Source organism: Candidatus Poribacteria bacterium (assembly GCA_021162805.1).
Classification (GTDB): Bacteria; Poribacteria; WGA-4E; order B28-G17; family B28-G17; genus JAGGXZ01.
In genome coordinates this window covers 19,951-38,520 of record JAGGXZ010000088.1, presented here as the reverse complement: position 1 = coordinate 38,520, position 18,570 = coordinate 19,951, and the positions used below count along the sequence as shown (strand labels likewise).

Genomic DNA, 18,570 nt, shown 5'->3' with positions numbered 1-18,570 from the left:
ATACTTCCATGACTCTAAGACCTAAGGTGCTATACAATGAGAGTGGAACTCAGCCTAAAACATGGACCTGGACGGTGACGTTGAAGGATAATACAGGTGCTACGGCATCAAGACAATTCACAGTAACTTACAACCCACAAGTATCTACATACACCATAGATTGGTCGGGTGCTGCGGCAAAGGGATGGAGAAACCCACTTGGAGAAGGAACTATGTTAGTTACACACCCAAACTATGATTTTGACTCGGAAGTTTACAAGAAGAATTGGGGGAAACGGCACGCAGGGGTGGATATCCACGCAGACGAAGGACACTCTGTATATTCTATCGCTACAGGTAAAGTTGTGAAGGTGGAACGTTCTTCTGATCCCATGCAATTAGTGATAATCATTCGCCATGAATGTTGGAAAGATGGAGAGAAATATTGCTTCCTTGCGGTATACGGTCATGTCTTAGCCTATGACTCTGTCAGGGAAGGAATCACAGTCGAACCAGGCCAGCCCATAGGTGGAATTCGAAAAGCAGGATCTCCTTCGCACCTGCACTTCGGCATCAACATTGGGTCTGAGCTGCCCTCTACTGGTTGGGGGAGAACCCCTGTTGATGTTGATCCGAGAGATGTTGGCTGGGTTAATCCCATACCTTATCTTTCTTCCATGTCTTCTTCAAGCTGGCTTGACCTTAACGATAAAGCTCTTGCCAATCTAATAAATGAGTATCTTAAAGAGAAAAACAGCCCGATGAGAGAGGAAGGCGAGCATTTTGTCAAATGGGGAAAGTATTTCAATGTGGATCCGCGCTTCATCGTGGCCATAGCAGGGGCAGAAAGCAGCTTTGGGAAGAATCCATGTGGTAATCAATATAACGCATGGGGGTGGAAGCCGGAAGGGAGCTGTTGGTCGGGTTTCGAACCTGGATGGGATCCTGATACTAATCGAAATACTTACAGTGATGCTCCCGGTTTTATCCCCGGTAAGGGCATTTACATGGAAACAGGTTATGAAGATGGTATATTTTGGGTAACTCGAACTTTGAGGGAAGAATATCTTAATAAAGGGCTAGATACCGTAGAAAAAATTGGCCCAAAATGGTGCCCTGAAGGTACTGCGAATTGGATCAAAAACGTGGGACGAATCTTGACTGAGAGCGAGCCTGAGGGGCTCGGAGGCGACTCTAGTGATTTATCATTTTTGATCTCCATCGATCTTACAGTTAACTTCGGAACCATAGCTCACAATGGATATTCCAGTTTCAAGGTTATAGCTTCCTATTCCGACGGCACTCAGAAAGATGTGAGTTCAAAAGCTTCTTACAAGGTAATTAACGATGGCTCTGAATATGGAAAGATAGAAGGATTAGGGCTTCGGGGAACCAATAATACATATAAGGATAAGAAAGTTATAATTGAGGCGAGCTATAAGGGAAAGATTGATAGGGAAGAGGTTATTGTCCGAGGGAAAGTTTCTCAGGCAGTTATAATTCCCTCTGAGCCTAACGGAACTGGTTTGATAACCTTCAGTACACCACCTTCCCCCTCTAAGGTCAATGATTACTGGGTTGCCGAGCTAACAGTAAAAAATGAATCCGGACTTTGGCTTGAATTTATACCTGTTCCCGCTAATAGAATCCTAGAGATAGATTGCATAGGAGAAGGGGTGCAGCAACAGACCTTCGGTGATGGCGTGAGGCTTGTTCCTCCTGGAAAGGAGATTACGTATAGGGTTAAATTCTGCGGTGATGGAGATAAATTTCAAGTCTTTGCATCATTTGGAAAGTTAAGCTTTGCAATAGATGTTATTAATCGCTTGTCCCCGATTCTCCCTGGAATTACGGGAGATATTGTTGGAGATATTTCAAAATTAATTGGTTACGTTCAGAAATATGGGGATGATGAATCGCTCAGGAAAACTTTAGACCATATCAACGAGCAGGAATATCTAAAAGCGCTTTGGAACTTCTGCTGTTTTGTTATCAAGGTTGCCAGGGAAGAAGGCATCGATATGGCTCTGGACAAGATCCTGGGTATAGCTAAGAGTATCTTCGAGCAAATAAAATCTTTAGGGACAAAGATAACGTACATGATCCAAACACGATTGGGCGGTAATCCGCCTATCTGCGAGTTTGAAATATCTGGAATAGGAAATAGACCGATAACGTATGCTCCGTCTGTATTTTCCATTGAGGCATCAGATATAGATGTTTCATCATCTACGCTAAACGGTTATCTTGCTGATGCAGGGGGAGAGACATGCCAAGTATGGTTTGAATATGGAACATCGACAAATTATGAGTTTTCTACGAATAAAGTTCTTATGTCAGCAGTTGGTTCTTTCAAACAGGATTTACCCGATTTGAAGGAGAATACTACTTATCACTTCAGAGCATGTGCGTCGAATAGTAAAGGAATTTCCTACGGATTAGATAAGACCTTTAGAACATTGACTAGTAATCATCCACCAGTTGTCGCCGATATAACTGGTCAGCCTAAGCAAATGAGTCCTAATACTGTTTATTCGGTGACCGCCAAATACCTTGATCCTGATGGGAAAGACAACCTTAAATTTTGTTATTTGCGGCTCTCTCACCCTACGAAACCTCTTACCATGATGTGGCATGAGCCCGGTGATTGGTACTCACCTTGGATGGGAGAGGAAGGGGTTAACTACCTTGATTTAATCGATGTTGTTAGCGTTCCTATAACTAACGGGTACCGATTAACATGGAAGTTCAAGCTTAATGGAAACTGGCCACAAGCGAGTAATGCCATTAACTTTGGTGTTTTCGCTTTGGATGAAAGCGACTTAGAAAGTGGATGGAGCTATGATAACACCGGTGCTTCTTTTGCTTCTCATATCATCTCTCTTACTCTCCATCCGGGTCTGAACTTTGTTTCCATTCCCGGTGATCCTGTTAACCCCAATGTGGCCGATTTATTTGGAGGGCGGGAGTCAATACCCGTAATAAGCTGGGAGGGCCAAGAAGGCCCGTTTGTGTTTACTTTAAGGCAGGATCCGCTAGGTTTCGTTCTTGCTGACACTTTGAAGTTTGGTGTGGGATATATTATCGGTGTTATAGGCGATAAGCCAATAGAGGTTCCAATTCAATATCAACCCCGAGACAGTCTAACTCGTCATGTAAAAGCCGGTTGGCATATGATAGGGAGTGTGGCTACCTCTTTACCTGTAAGCGCTCTTCGAACGGATCCTCCTGATGCTTTATATCCCTGCGTTTTCTACTGGGATCCAGTGAAAGGTTTCGAAATTGTAGACACCTTGGATCCTGGGAAAGCGTATTTCATAGCGATCCTTCAGGATGCAACCTTGTGCATTAACGCTAACGCTTCAGGAATACCTCCTGCTCCATCTCAGGCCTTACCTTCTCAGCTTTCCACGGAGGCTTCTTGGCAAGGCAAAATCAATATTTGCATGTCTGGACAGCATAAAGAATTGATTTTTGGCATGCATCCGCTTGCGTCCCCTGGTTTTGATGTTCTGTATGACTGTCCTATTCCTCCGAAGCCGCCAGGGAGTGGGGAAAACCTCATTATGGCTTACTGGATAATAAAGGATAGACATTTCCCCTTGCTCGACAGATCAATCCAGAAGGTAGGTTCTCATATTGTTTGGGAGCTATTTATAGAGATACCGGAAAGTGGTGAGATTCGATGGTATCATCTACCGCCGAAATACCGGAGTGTCATTTTGTATAAAGACAAGATTATTAAGATGGATGAGCTTGGAAGATTAACCTTGCCATCAGGAGAACATCATCTTACGATAGTTCTAGATGCTAGATGTTCATTGCCTAAACATACGGAGCTCTTGCCTAATTATCCCAATCCCTTCAATGCTGAGACATGGATACCTTATCGGCTGGCGGAGGATAGCAGTGTAACTCTGATCATCTACGATATGATGGGACGAGAAGTGAAGCGCTTCAAGCTTCATAATCAACTGGCGGGGGAATACATCCGAAAGGGGAGAGCAATTTACTGGGATGGAAGGAATCAACAAGGGGAGAGTGTAAGCAGTGGGATCTACTTCTATACTTTAAAGACACCCTATTTTACTCAAACACGAAAGCTAACAATTACTCGTTGATTTTCCTCTATAAAGGGGTGTGGTTAAATGTTATCCCGACGATTGGTTGCTTTGGTTTTTCTCATAGCTTTTCTGATATTCCCTTCCTCTCTCAAAGCAGCAGGATGGGAAGCTTCCATCACAGCAAACCGTGATGGAGGGGGAGTAAGCCCGATTCAATTGATCTTTGGTGAAAATTCGGAAGCCTCAGATAATCAGGATTCTATGGATGTGGTTTTACCACCCATTGATTTTCCTTCTCTTCCCGGTCAACCTACCCTAAGTGCAGGTTTTTGGATCAAAGATCCTCTTTTCCCCAAGCTCAAGAAGGACATTAAGCGAGCAGGTGAGGAGCATCAGTGGGAGTTAAAAGTAAATTCTGATGCGGGGATGATACTCCAATGGGATGTGTCGCAGGTACCGGGGGATAAGTCTATATTTATACGGATGGAAGATGGTATTGTAGACCTTCGATGTAAAAAATCCCTTACTTTGTCCCATGGCAAACACGAGTTAGTGTTAGAAAGTGCAAGTAGCGCTGGGTTTGTTTCAGTAGTTCAATCGGGTCCCCCAACATGGCGTTATAAGCTCACATGGACGAAAGGTAAAGTGACAAATTGGAGATATATAGGCTCCGGTATCACCGGAGCCCGAGCTCCCGCCGGTTGGACAGTAGTCCGCCAGACGGATAAGGAGGTGATCTTTTGCGCAGAAGATATCCCTTTGGTCTCTGGAAGTATTGATGGGTTTGAAATAGATGGAACGCGGAAAGGTATAGGGAGCTACACTTGCCATGGGGCTCAGGGAGATATTGAAGGTAGCGTGGAAACCACTGTGGATGCAGATCCCCCTGAGCTTACGGTTCTTTTCCCACCCGACAATTATACAACCGATACTTTTTCTCTTACTGTTAGAGGGACGGCTTCCGATAAAAGCGGAATTTGGAAGATCACTGTTAATGGAAAACCAGCTTCAGGCACGGAAAATTGGAGCGCTAATATTACTTTGAGGGAAGGCTCTAATATTGTCACTGTAATTGCTTATGATAACAGCGTCAACCATAATACAACAGTTAGAAGGCTTACTGTTCGAGTGATCGTTCCATCAGAGAGCGATTGGGTGATGTTCCATCACGATCCCCAGCATACAGGATACTCTCCAGATATAAAAATTCCTTCTCAAGTAGAAAAGATATGGAGTTACTATTGTAGAGGAGGATACTCTCCATCAATAGCAAATGGAATAGTTTATCTGGGAACTCACAATATGTCTGGTGATGATGTCATCGCAGTAGACGGAGAAGATGGTTCATTGATTTGGAGTTATAATTTTGGAGGGAATGCCTATGTAGACGCGACTGCTCCCGCAGTCGTAAGTGGAATTGTATATATCACTGGCGCGAGCAATTCAAACTCTAATGGAACTGTATATGCTTTTGACGCTGTTACTGGAAGTTTAAAATGGAGCTACACAATAGGTGCCCATATTTTTAAATCGTCGCCTACTGTGGTAAACGGGAAAGTTTATTTCGGGGCAGATGATAAGAAAGTTTACTGCTTGGATGCAAATACTGGATCTGAAATATGGACTTTTACTACGGGTAGTTATGTGCGTTCTTCACCGGCGGTTTCAAACGGTATTGTTTATATAGGCTCGGATGATCATAGACTTTATGCGCTCGATGCGGATACGGGTCGCTTAATATGGTCTTACAATACGGATAACGAGGGTTATAATGGAAGTATTCAAAATGCTCCGGCGGTTAGTGGTGGCAAAGTTTATTTTAGATCAGGCAATAAATATACTTATTGCTTAGATGCAGTCAATGGCTCTGTTATTTGGAAAAGAAGGACTGATGGAGGACAGAGTTCTGTGGCTGTCGCGTACGGTAAAGTCTATATTGCCGATTATCAAGGGACCATCTATGCTCTTGATGCCAATAGTGGAGGTATAATTTGGTCGTATAATACCAACACGGAAATAGCGTCTTCACCTGTTATTGCTAATAATGTTTTATATATCGGAATAGGGGGCGATAAAGACGCTGATTTACTTGCTTTGGATGCCTCAACCGGCTCACTTCTATGGAGTATAGATTACGGAAATCGTTCTTTCTTCTCAGTGCCAGCGATAGCTAATGGAAAGGTCTATATAGCTGATCAGGATTTCCACTTATATGCTTTTGGAAGCATGCCAATACCTTCGCCACCAACCCTGGTATCTCCCTCAAATGGTTTAACAGGTCGCCCAATCTCACTGACCCTTAGCTGGAATCCTTCCAGTGGAGCAACATCTTATCGGTTGGTTGTAGATGACAACCCAGATTTCTCTAGCCCTATCTTTGATCAATCCAATTTGACAACTACCTCCAAATCTATCTCGGGTTTATCATACTCTACTACTTACTACTGGCGGGTAAGCGCATCTAACTCTGCAGGGACAAGCGATTGGTCAGAGATATGGAGCTTCACTACAAAGCATGTTCATACTGTATCTAAGCCTTATGCTCCTAGCGGACCATCAAGTGGGGATGTAAATCAAACTCTTAGCTTTAGCGCAGGTGGTTCAAGCTGTAGTTGGGATCATCAAGTTCAATACCAATTTGATTGGGGAGATGAGAATTATTCCTCCTGGGGTCCATCCACTCAATCCCATTCATGGTCAGGTGCGGGAACATATACGATCAGAGTTCGGGCCAGATGTGCTGTTGATACCAGTATTATTTCAGATTGGTCAGATGGTAAGATTGTAACAATTCGCGAGCTTACTTCCATTGAGCTTACCTCTGACTTTGAGAGCATAACTTGTGATGGATACACCAGCTTTAAGGTTATAGCCTTCTATTCGGATGGAAGCCAGGAGGATGTGACCTCAGAGGCTTCCTACAGGGTGATCAGTGGTTCTGAATATGGAAAGATAGAAGGATTAGGGCTTCGGGGAATCAATAATACATATGAGAACAAGAAAGTTATAATTGAGGCAAGCTATGAGGGAAAGATTGATAGAGAAGAGGTTATTATTGAAGGCAGCACTCCACCCCCAGATACTATTCCTCCCTCAGCGGTTGTGGATCTCACCGTCTCAAGCTCAACTTCTGATTCTATCACTCTTACCTGGACCGCCCCGGGAGATGATGGAGCAGTAGGAAAAGCATCTCAGTATGAGATAAGGTATTCGACGAGCTCTCCATTCAATTGGGATGCCGCGATCCGGTATGAGGAGGAACTTGAACCCCAACCTGCTGGTTCCAGGGAAAGTTTTACGATCATCGGATTGTCGCCGGATACCACATATTACTTCGCGTTGAAGGCAGCGGATGAAGTTCCGAACTGGTCAACCTTATCTAATATTGCTCAGGGGAAGACATTGGCTCAAGAGCCTCGAACTTGGCACGTTGACGACGACTTCCGGGATTATCCCCGTGCCGATTTCACTAAAATTCAGGATGCGGTGAACGCTGCCAGTCCTGGAGATACTATTATTGTTTACCCTGGTACTTATACTGAAAATGTGAAGGTGAACAAAGATCACTTAACGATAAGATCAGAGAAAAAGGCTGAAACAACAATTGTTCGGGCAGCAAATGAAGATAACCATGTATTTGAGGTGACCGCCGATTATGTAACTATAAGAGGGCTAAGTATCTGTGGGGCAAAACTAGGATGTGCTGGGATATATCTTAGTGGTGTCGAGTATTGCTCTATTGAGAACAATCGCTGCGGTTGGGACGCAGGCAAGAACAACCGAGGCATCTGGCTGGATAACGTTTCAAACAGTATTCTTTCAAATAACATATGCGACTCGAGTTACGAGGAGGGCATCGTCTTATATTCTTCTGACAATAATACTATTTCAAACAATACATGTAGCAGATCAAAGATGTTCGCCATCTGGCTAAGCTGCTCTAACAACAACACAGTTTCAAGCAACTTATGTAATTCGAGCAGGAATGAAGGTATCTACTTATCTTCCTCTAATAACAACACCCTTTTAAGCAACATATGTAGCTCGAACTCGAATAGAGCCATTTTCTTATTTAGTTCTAATGGCAATACCCTTTCAAACAACACATGTAACCAGAACAACACCGGCATCTGGCTGGAAAATTCTTCGAACAATATACTTTCAAAAAACACATGTACACTCAACGGTGGTGGTGGCATTGTTTTGAGGTATTCGGACACCAATACTCTTTTAAATAATAGTTGCACCCCAAATGGAGGCTTCGGTATTTTTATCCTTTCTTCAAGCAATAACAGCATATACTTGAACAGCCTAACCGACGCACATTCTGATTCAACTAACATCTGGAATTCCCAAGAAAAGATAACCTACACCTACAATGGCAAAATATACACAAACTACCTCGGCAACTACTGGAGCAATTATAAGGGAAGCGATGCCGATGGGGATGGAATTGGCGATACTCCTTACAGCATAGATGGAGATAAGGATAGCTATCCGCTAGTGGGGCCCTGGAAGGACGGTGTTATTGAATTTCTCAATCAACCTCCAAGTCGGCTGAGCAATCCTTCGCCTGCAGATGGTGCTGCGGATATTTCCACCTCACCTGAGCTGAGCGTCCTGGTCACCGACCCTGATGGAGATCCGATGACGGTCACCTTTTATGATGCTTCAGACGATAGCGTTATCGGAAGCGTGAGCGAGGTTGCCAGCGGCACCAGGCCTTCAGTTACCTGGGCCGGACTTGATTATGGGACCGAATATAGCTGGTATGTTAAGGTTTCCGATGGGATAAATCCCGAGGTCAGCAGCAATACCTGGAGCTTCACTACTACTGTCGATAGCCTCCCTCCGGAAACTACTATTTCTATCTCAGGGACAGCGGGGGATAATAACTGGTACATCTCCGATGTCACCCTCACCCTATTCGCCACTGATACAGGGTCAGGCGTTAAAGAAACCAAATATAAAATCGGTTCTGGGTCATGGCAGGATTACTCCTCCCCATCCACCATATCAACCGAAGGCATAACGACGATATATTACTACTCGGTGGACAATGCCGATAACCAAGAAGATGAACGCTCAAGGGAGATTAAAATAGATAAGACGAAACCAACCGGCAGTATCTCCATCAACAACGGAGCGGAGACTGCCAACTCCGCCCCTGTCACCCTGACCTTATCGGCCTCCGATGCGATTAGCGGTATGGGTGAAGGCGCTCAGATGAGGTTCAGCAATGACGGAGATACATGGTCAACGCCTGAACCTTTCTCAACAACCAAACAGTGGACTCTTAGCTCAGGGGATGGAACTAAAACGGTTTACGTTAAGTATAAAGACGTGGCGGGAAACTGGAGTGATGCCTTCAGCGATACCATCCTCTTGGACACTACTCCACCATCTATCTTAAGCAAAGAGCCTGAAGGCGGTAATGTGCTCCCGACATCTGAGATCAAGGTGGCGTTTTCGGAGGAAATGGATCAAAACAGCGCTGGGAAAGCCTTTACAATTACCCCGCAGCTCGAGGGTGAGATCACATGGAAAGGTAACACACTCATCTTCAATCCGAGAGCAGAGCTTGAACAGAACACTGAATACACCGTCAAGATCACCGGTATCAAAGACAGGGCCGGCAATCCCGTCTCGACAAGCTGGTCGTTTACAACGGGGCTTTTCGGCGATGTGGCTCCGCTGCCGGGAAAGGATGGTCGGGAACAGGGCGATGGCAAAGTTAACATAGGAGATGCCCTGAGAGTTGCCCGTATCGGCGCCCGACTGGTTTCCCCCACGCCGCTGGATCTCATCTTCGGCGATGTCGCTCCTTCCCCCGGCCCTAGCAATGGCCCGAACAACGGCAAATTTGGGGACGGGAAACTGAACGTTGGGGATGCCCTGCGAATTGCACGTTACGCCGTCGGGCTGATCGATAAGGAGGACTTTCCCGCGAGGAAAGCCTCTCCACCTACTCCTCCAAGGCCAGCCTATGCTGATCTGAAGCAACTCAGGATTGTTGTTGAAAAAACTGCTGCGCTTCAAGATGGAATTGCCAACGTGAATATCAGATTGGTAGATCAATCACCCATTAGTTCGGTCGGAGCTATCCAATTTACCTTGGGCTATGATCCTCTGTTCTGGAGCATCGCGGGGAATCCAATTAAGGGAGAGCTTTTGAAAGGAGCTGTTTTGATCACCAATCCTCGGAGCTTCCCAAGCGATTCGGGAGATCTAATTATAAGCCTCTTCACGCTCGCCCAAAACGGTCTATATCAAGAAAACGACGACCTCCTGGTTACGATCCCCTTTCAAGCTTTAACCGATAATCCGCCGGGGGAGATGGACGTGAAACTTGAAATCGAGGTGGCCACGGATATAAACGGCGGTAGCATCCCGATAAGGGCCGAAGGCGGAAGGATCCTCATCCTTAATAAAGATCTACCCGCCGATACAGCTCTGCTCCAGAACTATCCCAATCCCTTTAACCTGGAGACGTGGATACCGTTTCAGCTTGCCGAGGAATCGGATGTGGTAATTCGGATCTACGATATCGAAGGCAGGCTGATACGAACGCTCAATTTAGGGCGAAAACCTCCTGGTTTCTATCTCACCAAGGATCGAGCGGCGTATTGGCGAGGACTTAACCGGAACGGAGAACGGGTGGCGAGCGGAGTATATTTCTGTGAGATTCAAGCTGGAAATTATAAGGCTATAAGGAGGATGACGATAGAAAAGTAGGAGGGGGAAGAGGGATGAATTACAAAGCGGTCATATTATCATTTCTGATGGTTTTGACAGGCGGGCTATCCGCTTACGCCGTGGAGCTTAAGGTTGATGAAATCTCCGCCGCACAGGGGGGATCGGTCGAACTTCCCATACGGCTATTGGGTCAAGATCCCGATCGCCCTGTGGCGGCTATCCAGTTCACGCTCACTTATGATGGAGGGTTGTTAAGTATAGCCTCGGAACCGATAAGCGGTCCTCTTCTTGAAGGTGCTACCGTCCTTACAAATCCCCAGGGCTTTCCGAGCAACTCAGGGAGTCTGGTATTCAGCGCCTTCACCATCGCTGAGGATGGATTTTATAAAAGTGGGGAAAATCTGCTCGTCTCGATACCTTTCCAGGTTAAGGCAAATCTTGCCGATCAGAGAATCCCCATAGCCGTTCAAGTTGATGTGGCCACCGATAAAGACAGCTTCGAGATTCCTGTGGAATCGGTTACGGGTGCGATCATCGTTGACTCGACGCCGCCGACCACCCAGCTTTCCATCATCGGTTCTCAGGGGGATAACGGATGGTATCGGTCGGATGTCACCCTCAGTCTATCCGCCACGGATATATCAGGCATCAGAGAGATAAGGTACAAGATCGGTTCCGGAGAGTGGAAGACGTATTCCTCCCAATTTTCCCTCAGCGTGGAAGGGATCACAACAGTATATTATTACTCCGTGGATAACGTCGGTAATGTTGAACCTCAGAGATCTACGGAAATAAAGATAGATAAGACGCCGCCAACAACCATACTTACTCTTGCCGGTACACAAGGAGATAACGACTGGTATATCTCTAACGTAGAGATAACTCTATCAGCGAGCGATAATGCTTCGGGGGTGCAAAGGGGAGAATACAGACTGGGTTCGGGCTCCTGGCAGAATTACACCGGTCCCTTTACCGTTTCCAACGAAGGGGTAACATCCATCCACTATCGCTCTCTCGATAATGCCGGTAACCGAGAATCGGAGAGGTCAATATCCCTGCGGATCGATAAAACTGCGCCAACGGGAGAGATATCGGTCAATAACGATGCGGAGTTCACAAATACAACCGAGGTAACCCTAAACCTATCCGCCGATGATGGGGTCAGCGGTGTCGATAGAATGCGGCTGAAAAATGAAAGTGGCGATTGGACGGATTGGATGCGTTTTAACGCCACATTTCAATCCTGGTCGCTTACCTCGGGCGACGGCATAAAGACGGTATATGTGCAATATAAAGATGCGGCGGGTAATGAGAGCGAAGTTTACAGTGATAATATCGTCCTCGATATGACACCGCCCGCTGTACTGAGCAAAAGCCCGATGGGGGACGATATATCCGTTAAAAGCGCCATACGAGTAGAGTTTTCTGAAGAGATGATCAAGAACGTTACTGAAAACGCTTTTTCGATTCAACCTCTTGATCCTTGGGCTCCGCCTGTTGAGGGAAGCAGAAAGTGGGAGGGGAACATCCTTATCTTCGAGCCTGCGAAGGATCTGGCTTATTGCACCACTTATCTCGTAACGATAAGTGATTCCGCGGAGGATAGGGCGGGAAATCCCATAGCACCACTTTTTATAGGATTAGCTGATAAATGGGAGTTTAAAACGCTGGGACTCTGGGGGGATATCGCGCCTGTGCCCGGCACAGGAGGGCATCCTCAGGGTAACGGTAAAACGGATGTAGGCGACGCCTTAAGGGTGGCCCGGATCAGCGCAAGGCTGATCACGCCCACAGAGGTGGATATGGCCCTGGGAGATGTGGCTCCCTCTCCAGGCCTTCCCGGCGGTCCGAACAACGGCAAATTTGGGGATAGGAAATTGGATATAGATGACGCTTTACGGATCGCCCGCTTTGGCGTGGGGCTTATCCCTCAGGAGGATTTCCCGGCTAAGAGGGAATCTCAGGGTGCCATCCCGGCTCCGGCTTTAAATCCTGCTTCAAAACCTCCCAAGCTTGTCGTTGAAAGCATCATAGGAAGGCCGAATGAGATTGTCCATGTCAAAATCAGATTATCGGGTCAAGATCCAAACCGGCCGATAGCATCTATTCAATTTGTCTTAAGTTACGATGGAGAATACTTAAGCATTCCTGAAGCTCCGGAGAAAGGGCCTCTTCTCACGGAGAAAGCTAGAGTTGTTACCAATCCTGAGGGATTTCCTAGTAATTCAGGAAATTTAACATTCGCCGTCTTCACCGTAGCTCGAAACGGTTTCTTCCTTGAGGGTGAGGATTTGCTTTTCTCAATTCCATTTCATATAGAGAAGGGAACCAAACCTCATGAGATTCCTTTGACTCTCACAATTGAAACCGCTACAGATGAGGATAGCAATAGACTTAGGGTCGATCCGAAAAACGGCAAGATCATCGTGGAACCTCCTTATGGTGATGTGAGCGGGAACGGTTTTCTCTCCGCATACGATGCATCTCTTATCCTGTTGTATTTGGTCGGAAAAATTCAGCTTTCAGAGGAACAGATTCGGATCGGAGATGTGAGCGGAAACGGCGTGCTTGATCCCTTCGATGCGACCCTTATTTTGAAGAAGGTGGTCGGTAAAATCGAGAAATTCCCTGTTGAAGGGGGAACTTTAGCTCAAGACTGAAGCTCATATCGCTTGAAAAAGTAAAGGCTAAGGAAAAAGGGAAAGGGTCTTCTAATAATCGATGACCTTCCTCAGATTCCCCTCCGCCTTTTCGAGCAGCCTCTCCGCCGTTTCCCTATCGACCTTTCTTTTGATCATGACGATCGCCGTCTTAGCGCTGCCGCCTGCCATGGAGAGAAACCGTCCGGCGGTTTCATAATCCACGCCTGAACACCCACCATCAAGTTGTCGTATACTTTACCGAGCTTGATCATAGAGATAAATTTGTAGGGATTAGGCATTCTTCTTTGCATGCCTGGTCCCTATCGATCAATTTTACGGTAACGGTTGGCGTTGCCTCTCAGATAATCGGCGGTTGATTTTGACCTTGGATGGTGATAAAATGGAGGACGAGTCCACATAGCCCGGGGGTAAGATTATGTCAAGCTCAGATCTGAATTGCATCCTGTTCGTGATAGACACGCTCAGGGCGGATCATCTGAGCTGTTACGGGTATTTCCGCAACACAAGCCCTAACATCGATAAGATAGCTGAGGAAGGGGTGCTCTTCAAAGACGCCCACGCCACCGCCATAGCTACAGGTCCGGGATTTACCTCCATCATCACCGGACTTTCACCGATCCATCACCGGTTTTATCTAACGCCATGGAACCTGCCGAATCTGATAGATTTCGACGACTCCATCCCGACGCTCCCTGAGATAATTCAGGATGGGATTCAGAGTTGCACCACGGCTGCCTTCGATAACCTCATCAACTTCGCCTCACATATGGATCAGTTCGTCAGGGGATTCGAGTATTACGTTAACCTCACCCGAACCTCCAAACCGATACACCACCATGTGGTGGGAGGGGAGATAAACAAACGGCTTATCCCCTGGCTCGAGTCACACAGCAACGAACGCTTCTTCCTCTTCGTCCACTACTGGGACCCTCATACGCCATACAACCAGCCTGAGGAGTACCGAAAGGTCTTCTCACATAAGCCCGGAAATCTGGACGACCTGGTCGTCAAAACCGCATTGGCGGGCTATGAATATGTGCCCGGATGGGGTAAAGTTGGGGAGATCTGGGACCCCGATCCGGCTCAGTCCAAGGTCACCATAGACCTCTACGACGGCGAGATCCGATATGTGGACGCCCTCGTGGGCGAGGTGATGGAGGCGCTCGAGAGGCTCAACATAGCCGATAGAACCGCCCTGATCGTCACATCGGACCACGGCGAACAGCTCGGTCAGCACGGCATGTACGGGCATGGGATGTTGCATGAGGCGGTGATCTACATACCCCTCATAATCCGATGCCCAAATCTCCTTCCCGAGGGGAAGATCATCGAGGGATACGTCCAACAGGCCGATATAGCTCCCACCATCCTGGAGCTTATGGGGCTCGATGAGGAGAAGATGCCGGAGATGGACGGCTCAAGCCTGATACCGGTGATAGAGGGAGGAAAAGGGACGAGAGAGGAGATCTTCGTCGAGGATCAGGAGTATCGGGCTTACATGCGGGGGAGTTGGAAATACATGCGCAATTACTTCAGCGGCAAGGAGGAGCTATATGAGGTGAAATCCGATCCGATGGAGGTGATCAACCTGACGGAGAGGGAAGGGGGAAGGCTGAAGGAGATGAGGTCGAAGCTTGACGGATGGGTTAAGGAAAACCTAAAAGGCCGGCCTGATCCCATGTGGGAGCAGGTGGCTAAAGTCCGATCAAGATCAGGGAGATGAGAACGGGAGGTGGGATATTGAGCCTGAGGAAACGGCCATCAGCACGCCTATCATAACTTCCATGCATTCCTGGCGGCAGCCGTAACCCCGTCGCGATGGCCGAAAAGGCTAAAGAGTTCATCCAGCAGGATGACCCGCGCCCATTCTTTCTATACTTCTGCACGAGCGACCCGCATCGCGCCGGAAATGGCTTTGCGAACGAGAGGGAGTATCCGGGTGTCCGACGATCCTCAATACGAAGATCTGCTCGCTGAGCTTCAGAGTAAGCTCCGTGCCTGGCAGGAGGAGACGAAGGATCCGTGGACGGTTAAATATCGCTATGAATAACATCAGGGGCGAGGAGAAAGGAGCGAGGAACCGGGCGATAAAAATCCTCGTTCCTAGCTCTTCCTTAATGTACGGGGTGGTTTGAGATGAGGATGAGCCGGAGGAAGTTCATAATCACCTCTTCGATGGGCGTGCTGGGAGCTATGATGCCGATAGGCTCGGACGGCGCGCCCTTATCGAAGATCAAAAGGAGGAGAGGTATGAAATTGAACCTGATCGTCATCATCGCCGATACCTTCAGGGCGGACCATCTGGGGTGTTACGGCAACGATTGGATCAAAACGCCGAACCTCGATCAGCTCGCCTCGGAGGGCGTGACCTTTAAAAACTGTTACGCCGACGGATTGCCCACCATACCCGCAAGGAGGGTTTATTTTACGGGGAAAAGCATAATCCCCATGGAGGTGCATGGCGGATGGATACCGCTGAGGAACAATGACATCACGTTCCCACAGATACTCAAAAAACACGGCTACACGACCGCCTTCATCACCGACACGTATCATTACTTCAAGCCCAACATGAACTTCCATAAGGGATTCGACTCATGGCAGTGGATCCGCGGACAGGAATTCGACGCCTGGCAGTCCGGACCGAAGGAGAGGTTCGATCCCAAAAAACATATGCCCGCACATCTGTGGAATGAGAACTACGATCGACAGATGCGGCAGTACATGATGAACACGCAGGACATCCGGAGCGAGGAGGATTACTTCTGCGCCCAATCCTTCAGATCGGCGATGGTGTGGCTGGAGAGGAACCTGAACAACAAACCCTTCATGCTGTGGGTCGATACCTTCGATCCGCACGAGCCTTGGGACGCTCCCGAGAGATTCCGGAGAATGTACTACGACAAATATCCATGTGAACGGTTCCTCTTCGGATATGGTGTGAGGTTGAAGGACATCCGGCAGGAGGATCTGCCGGCGATCAGAGCGCTTTATGCCGCTGAGGTCTCGTTCGTGGACATGTGGATAGGACGCTTTCTCGAAAGGGTGGATGAACTGGGGTTAATGGATGATACCATCATCGTCTTCAGCACGGATCACGGCACACATCTGGGGGAGGAGGGATGCGTTCAGAAGACGCCGGGGCTTTTAAACTCCTGCGTCGCCCAATTGCCCCTCATAATCCGCCATCCGGATAGATCCTTCAGGGGGAAAACGGTGAACGCCCTTGTCAGCGCCGTCGATTACGCCCCCACCTTCCTCGACATGCTTGGGATCGAGGAAGGATATGAGATGGACGGCGATAGCTTCTGGAAACTCGCCACGGGTGAGGCTCAGTCCATCCACGATAGAGTTTTCATCCAGTTCGGCAATTTCGCCGCTGTTCGGGATCTGAGATGGCACTACTTCCAGCACACAAAGGGTGAAAACAGGGGCAAGGGCCCGTGCCTGTACGATCTGAGGGAGGACCCCAGCGAAAAAGTGAACGTCGTGGATAAACATCCCGACGTCGTCAGGGAGATGCGAGCACATCTCGAAAAGAGGTTGGGGATATCCTTGCCCTCATGATATCTGCTCGCTAAATCGCCGAAAGCGTAAGGCGTAAGGAGCGGAGCGAGATAACTCCGTACGCGATATCACGCTCTACGCGATACGCCTTACGCGAGAGTATCTGGATCTATTCTGTCAACTGCCCAGCAGATTCTCCTCCCACCACCTGAGGTATTCCTCCGGACCGATATCGGGGCTCAGCCCCCTCTCCTTCATCCGTTTGGCGAAACGTTCAACGGCCTCCCTCCTCCAATACTCCAGCACCTCAGGCTCCTCGGGGATCTCGCCCTGATCTCCCGTCTCCTCGATCCATTTCTCAAGCTTACCTCTCAGCTCCCTTAAAACATCCTGATATCTCGGATCGTCGGCGAGGTTGTTCAGCTCATAAGGATCGTTTTCAAGGTCATAAAGCTCCTCTTCAGGGCGGGTGGGGGCCATGAACCTCTCTTGCTCCGGGGTCAGCTTACCCTGTTTGTGCAGGACCTCCATCAGGGTCAGGACGGGATACTGAAGCTTCTTATAGGCGTTGAACTGTGTGTAGGGTCTATCGGGGAGGAAGTTACGGATGTATTTGTACCTTTTTGTTCTGACACATCTGATCCTGTCCACGGTCTCATCGCACCGATCTCGGGCGGCGAAGATGCATTCACGCTCGGCCGTCTCGTCCGAAAACAGGTCCATGCCTTGCATGTGATCCGGCACATCCACCCCGGCGATCCGCAGCCATGTGGCCGTGAGATCTATGGTGCTGACGAGGTCATCCCTTACGGTTCCAGGCGGGATCCTTCCCGGCCATCTCACGATCAGCGGTATTCTTATGCCGCCCTCATACAGAAACTGCTTTCCCCTGACCATAGCCCTTCCGTGATCTCCCCAGAGGAAGACGACGGTGTTTTCGGCCAACCCTTCATCCTCAAGCCGTTTCAGGATTTCCCCTACCTTTCTGTCCAATATCTGGATCGTCTCCAGATAAAGCGCCCAATCCTTACGCGTGAGAGGATGGTCGGGGTAGTAGGGGGGGATCTCCACCTTGTCGGGATCGATGGGGTTATTGGGGTCGTGATGGAAGGTTCGATGGGCCTCGGAGAAGTGCACCTCGGCGAAGAAGGGTCGCCCGGGTCTGCGCTGGCTCCAGTCCGTCCCGTCGAATGCTTCCTCGAAGGAGAACTTGAAGTTGTAATCGAGCTTGCCCCGTCCCCCTCCGCTGAGCGCCTGACCGTTGCATACGAAATATCCGGCCTCGCGCAGGTAGTGGGAGAAATGCTTTATCCCTTCGGGGAGCGGTTTGTCTCGGTTACTGCGGTGGTTATGTGCGCCTATGCTTGTCTGATACATCCCCGTGGCGACGGCCGAACGGCTCGATGAACAGACGGGACCGGTCACGAAGGCGTTGGTGAAGATCACCCCCTCGCTTGCCAGCCTGTCTATATTTGGCGTGTCAACTAGCTTTTCCCCATAACATCCGAGATCCGGCGAGAGATCCTCTGTGTCGATCCATAATATGTTGGGTCTCTCCTTAGCGGGCGCGCTGGAGTGAACCCCGTACAGAGCTCCGGAGAGAACTCCAACGCCACAAAACCTCAGGAAATCTCGTCTTGTCACCATCACATCCCTCCTTT

Annotated in this window: 7 protein-coding genes and 1 pseudogene; 6 read left to right on the top strand and 2 right to left on the bottom strand. The window is 48.3% G+C overall.

Annotated elements, in window-relative coordinates; all coding sequences use genetic code 11:
- The first annotated feature begins 80 nt into the window (after nucleotides 1–80).
- From J7M22_07210 to J7M22_07200, 3 genes are read left to right on the top strand one after another with little or no spacing between them, the layout of a single operon-like run.
- Nucleotides 81–4,100, top strand: coding sequence for a peptidoglycan DD-metalloendopeptidase family protein (locus J7M22_07210; protein ID MCD6506400.1), 4,020 nt, complete (start codon nucleotides 81–83; stop codon nucleotides 4,098–4,100).
- Between the two features lie 27 nt (nucleotides 4,101–4,127).
- A complete protein-coding gene (locus tag J7M22_07205; protein MCD6506399.1) occupies nucleotides 4,128–10,778 on the top strand; it encodes a PQQ-binding-like beta-propeller repeat protein in 6,651 nt (2,216 codons plus the stop codon).
- Nucleotides 10,779–10,792: 14 nt separating this feature from the next.
- Nucleotides 10,793–13,399: an Ig-like domain-containing protein gene (locus J7M22_07200; GenBank protein MCD6506398.1), complete on the top strand. Its 2,607-nt coding sequence runs from the start codon at nucleotides 10,793–10,795 to the stop codon at nucleotides 13,397–13,399.
- A gap of 51 nt (nucleotides 13,400–13,450) precedes the next feature.
- Here the strand turns inward: J7M22_07200 and J7M22_07195 are convergent, their stop codons facing one another.
- Nucleotides 13,451–13,603 carry a hypothetical protein gene (locus J7M22_07195; GenBank protein MCD6506397.1) on the bottom strand — a complete coding sequence of 51 codons (153 nt, stop codon included), beginning with the start codon at nucleotides 13,601–13,603 and terminating at the stop codon, nucleotides 13,451–13,453.
- 214 nt (nucleotides 13,604–13,817) lie between these two features.
- Between J7M22_07195 and J7M22_07190 the strand changes: the two genes are divergently transcribed.
- From J7M22_07190 to J7M22_07180, 3 genes and pseudogenes are all read left to right on the top strand, one after another.
- Nucleotides 13,818–15,125 carry a sulfatase gene (locus J7M22_07190; GenBank protein MCD6506396.1) on the top strand — a complete coding sequence of 436 codons (1,308 nt, stop codon included), beginning with the start codon at nucleotides 13,818–13,820 and terminating at the stop codon, nucleotides 15,123–15,125.
- A gap of 65 nt (nucleotides 15,126–15,190) precedes the next feature.
- A pseudogene (locus J7M22_07185) lies at nucleotides 15,191–15,310 on the top strand (hypothetical protein).
- A gap of 228 nt (nucleotides 15,311–15,538) precedes the next feature.
- Nucleotides 15,539–16,969 (top strand): sulfatase, encoded by a 1,431-nt coding sequence (locus J7M22_07180; GenBank protein MCD6506395.1) that lies wholly within the window; start codon nucleotides 15,539–15,541, stop codon nucleotides 16,967–16,969.
- Nucleotides 16,970–17,086: 117 nt separating this feature from the next.
- Here J7M22_07180 and J7M22_07175 read toward each other — a convergent pair whose 3' ends face one another.
- A complete protein-coding gene (locus tag J7M22_07175) occupies nucleotides 17,087–18,556 on the bottom strand; it encodes a sulfatase-like hydrolase/transferase (protein ID MCD6506394.1) in 1,470 nt (489 codons plus the stop codon).
- Between the last annotated feature and the right edge of the window lie 14 nt (nucleotides 18,557–18,570).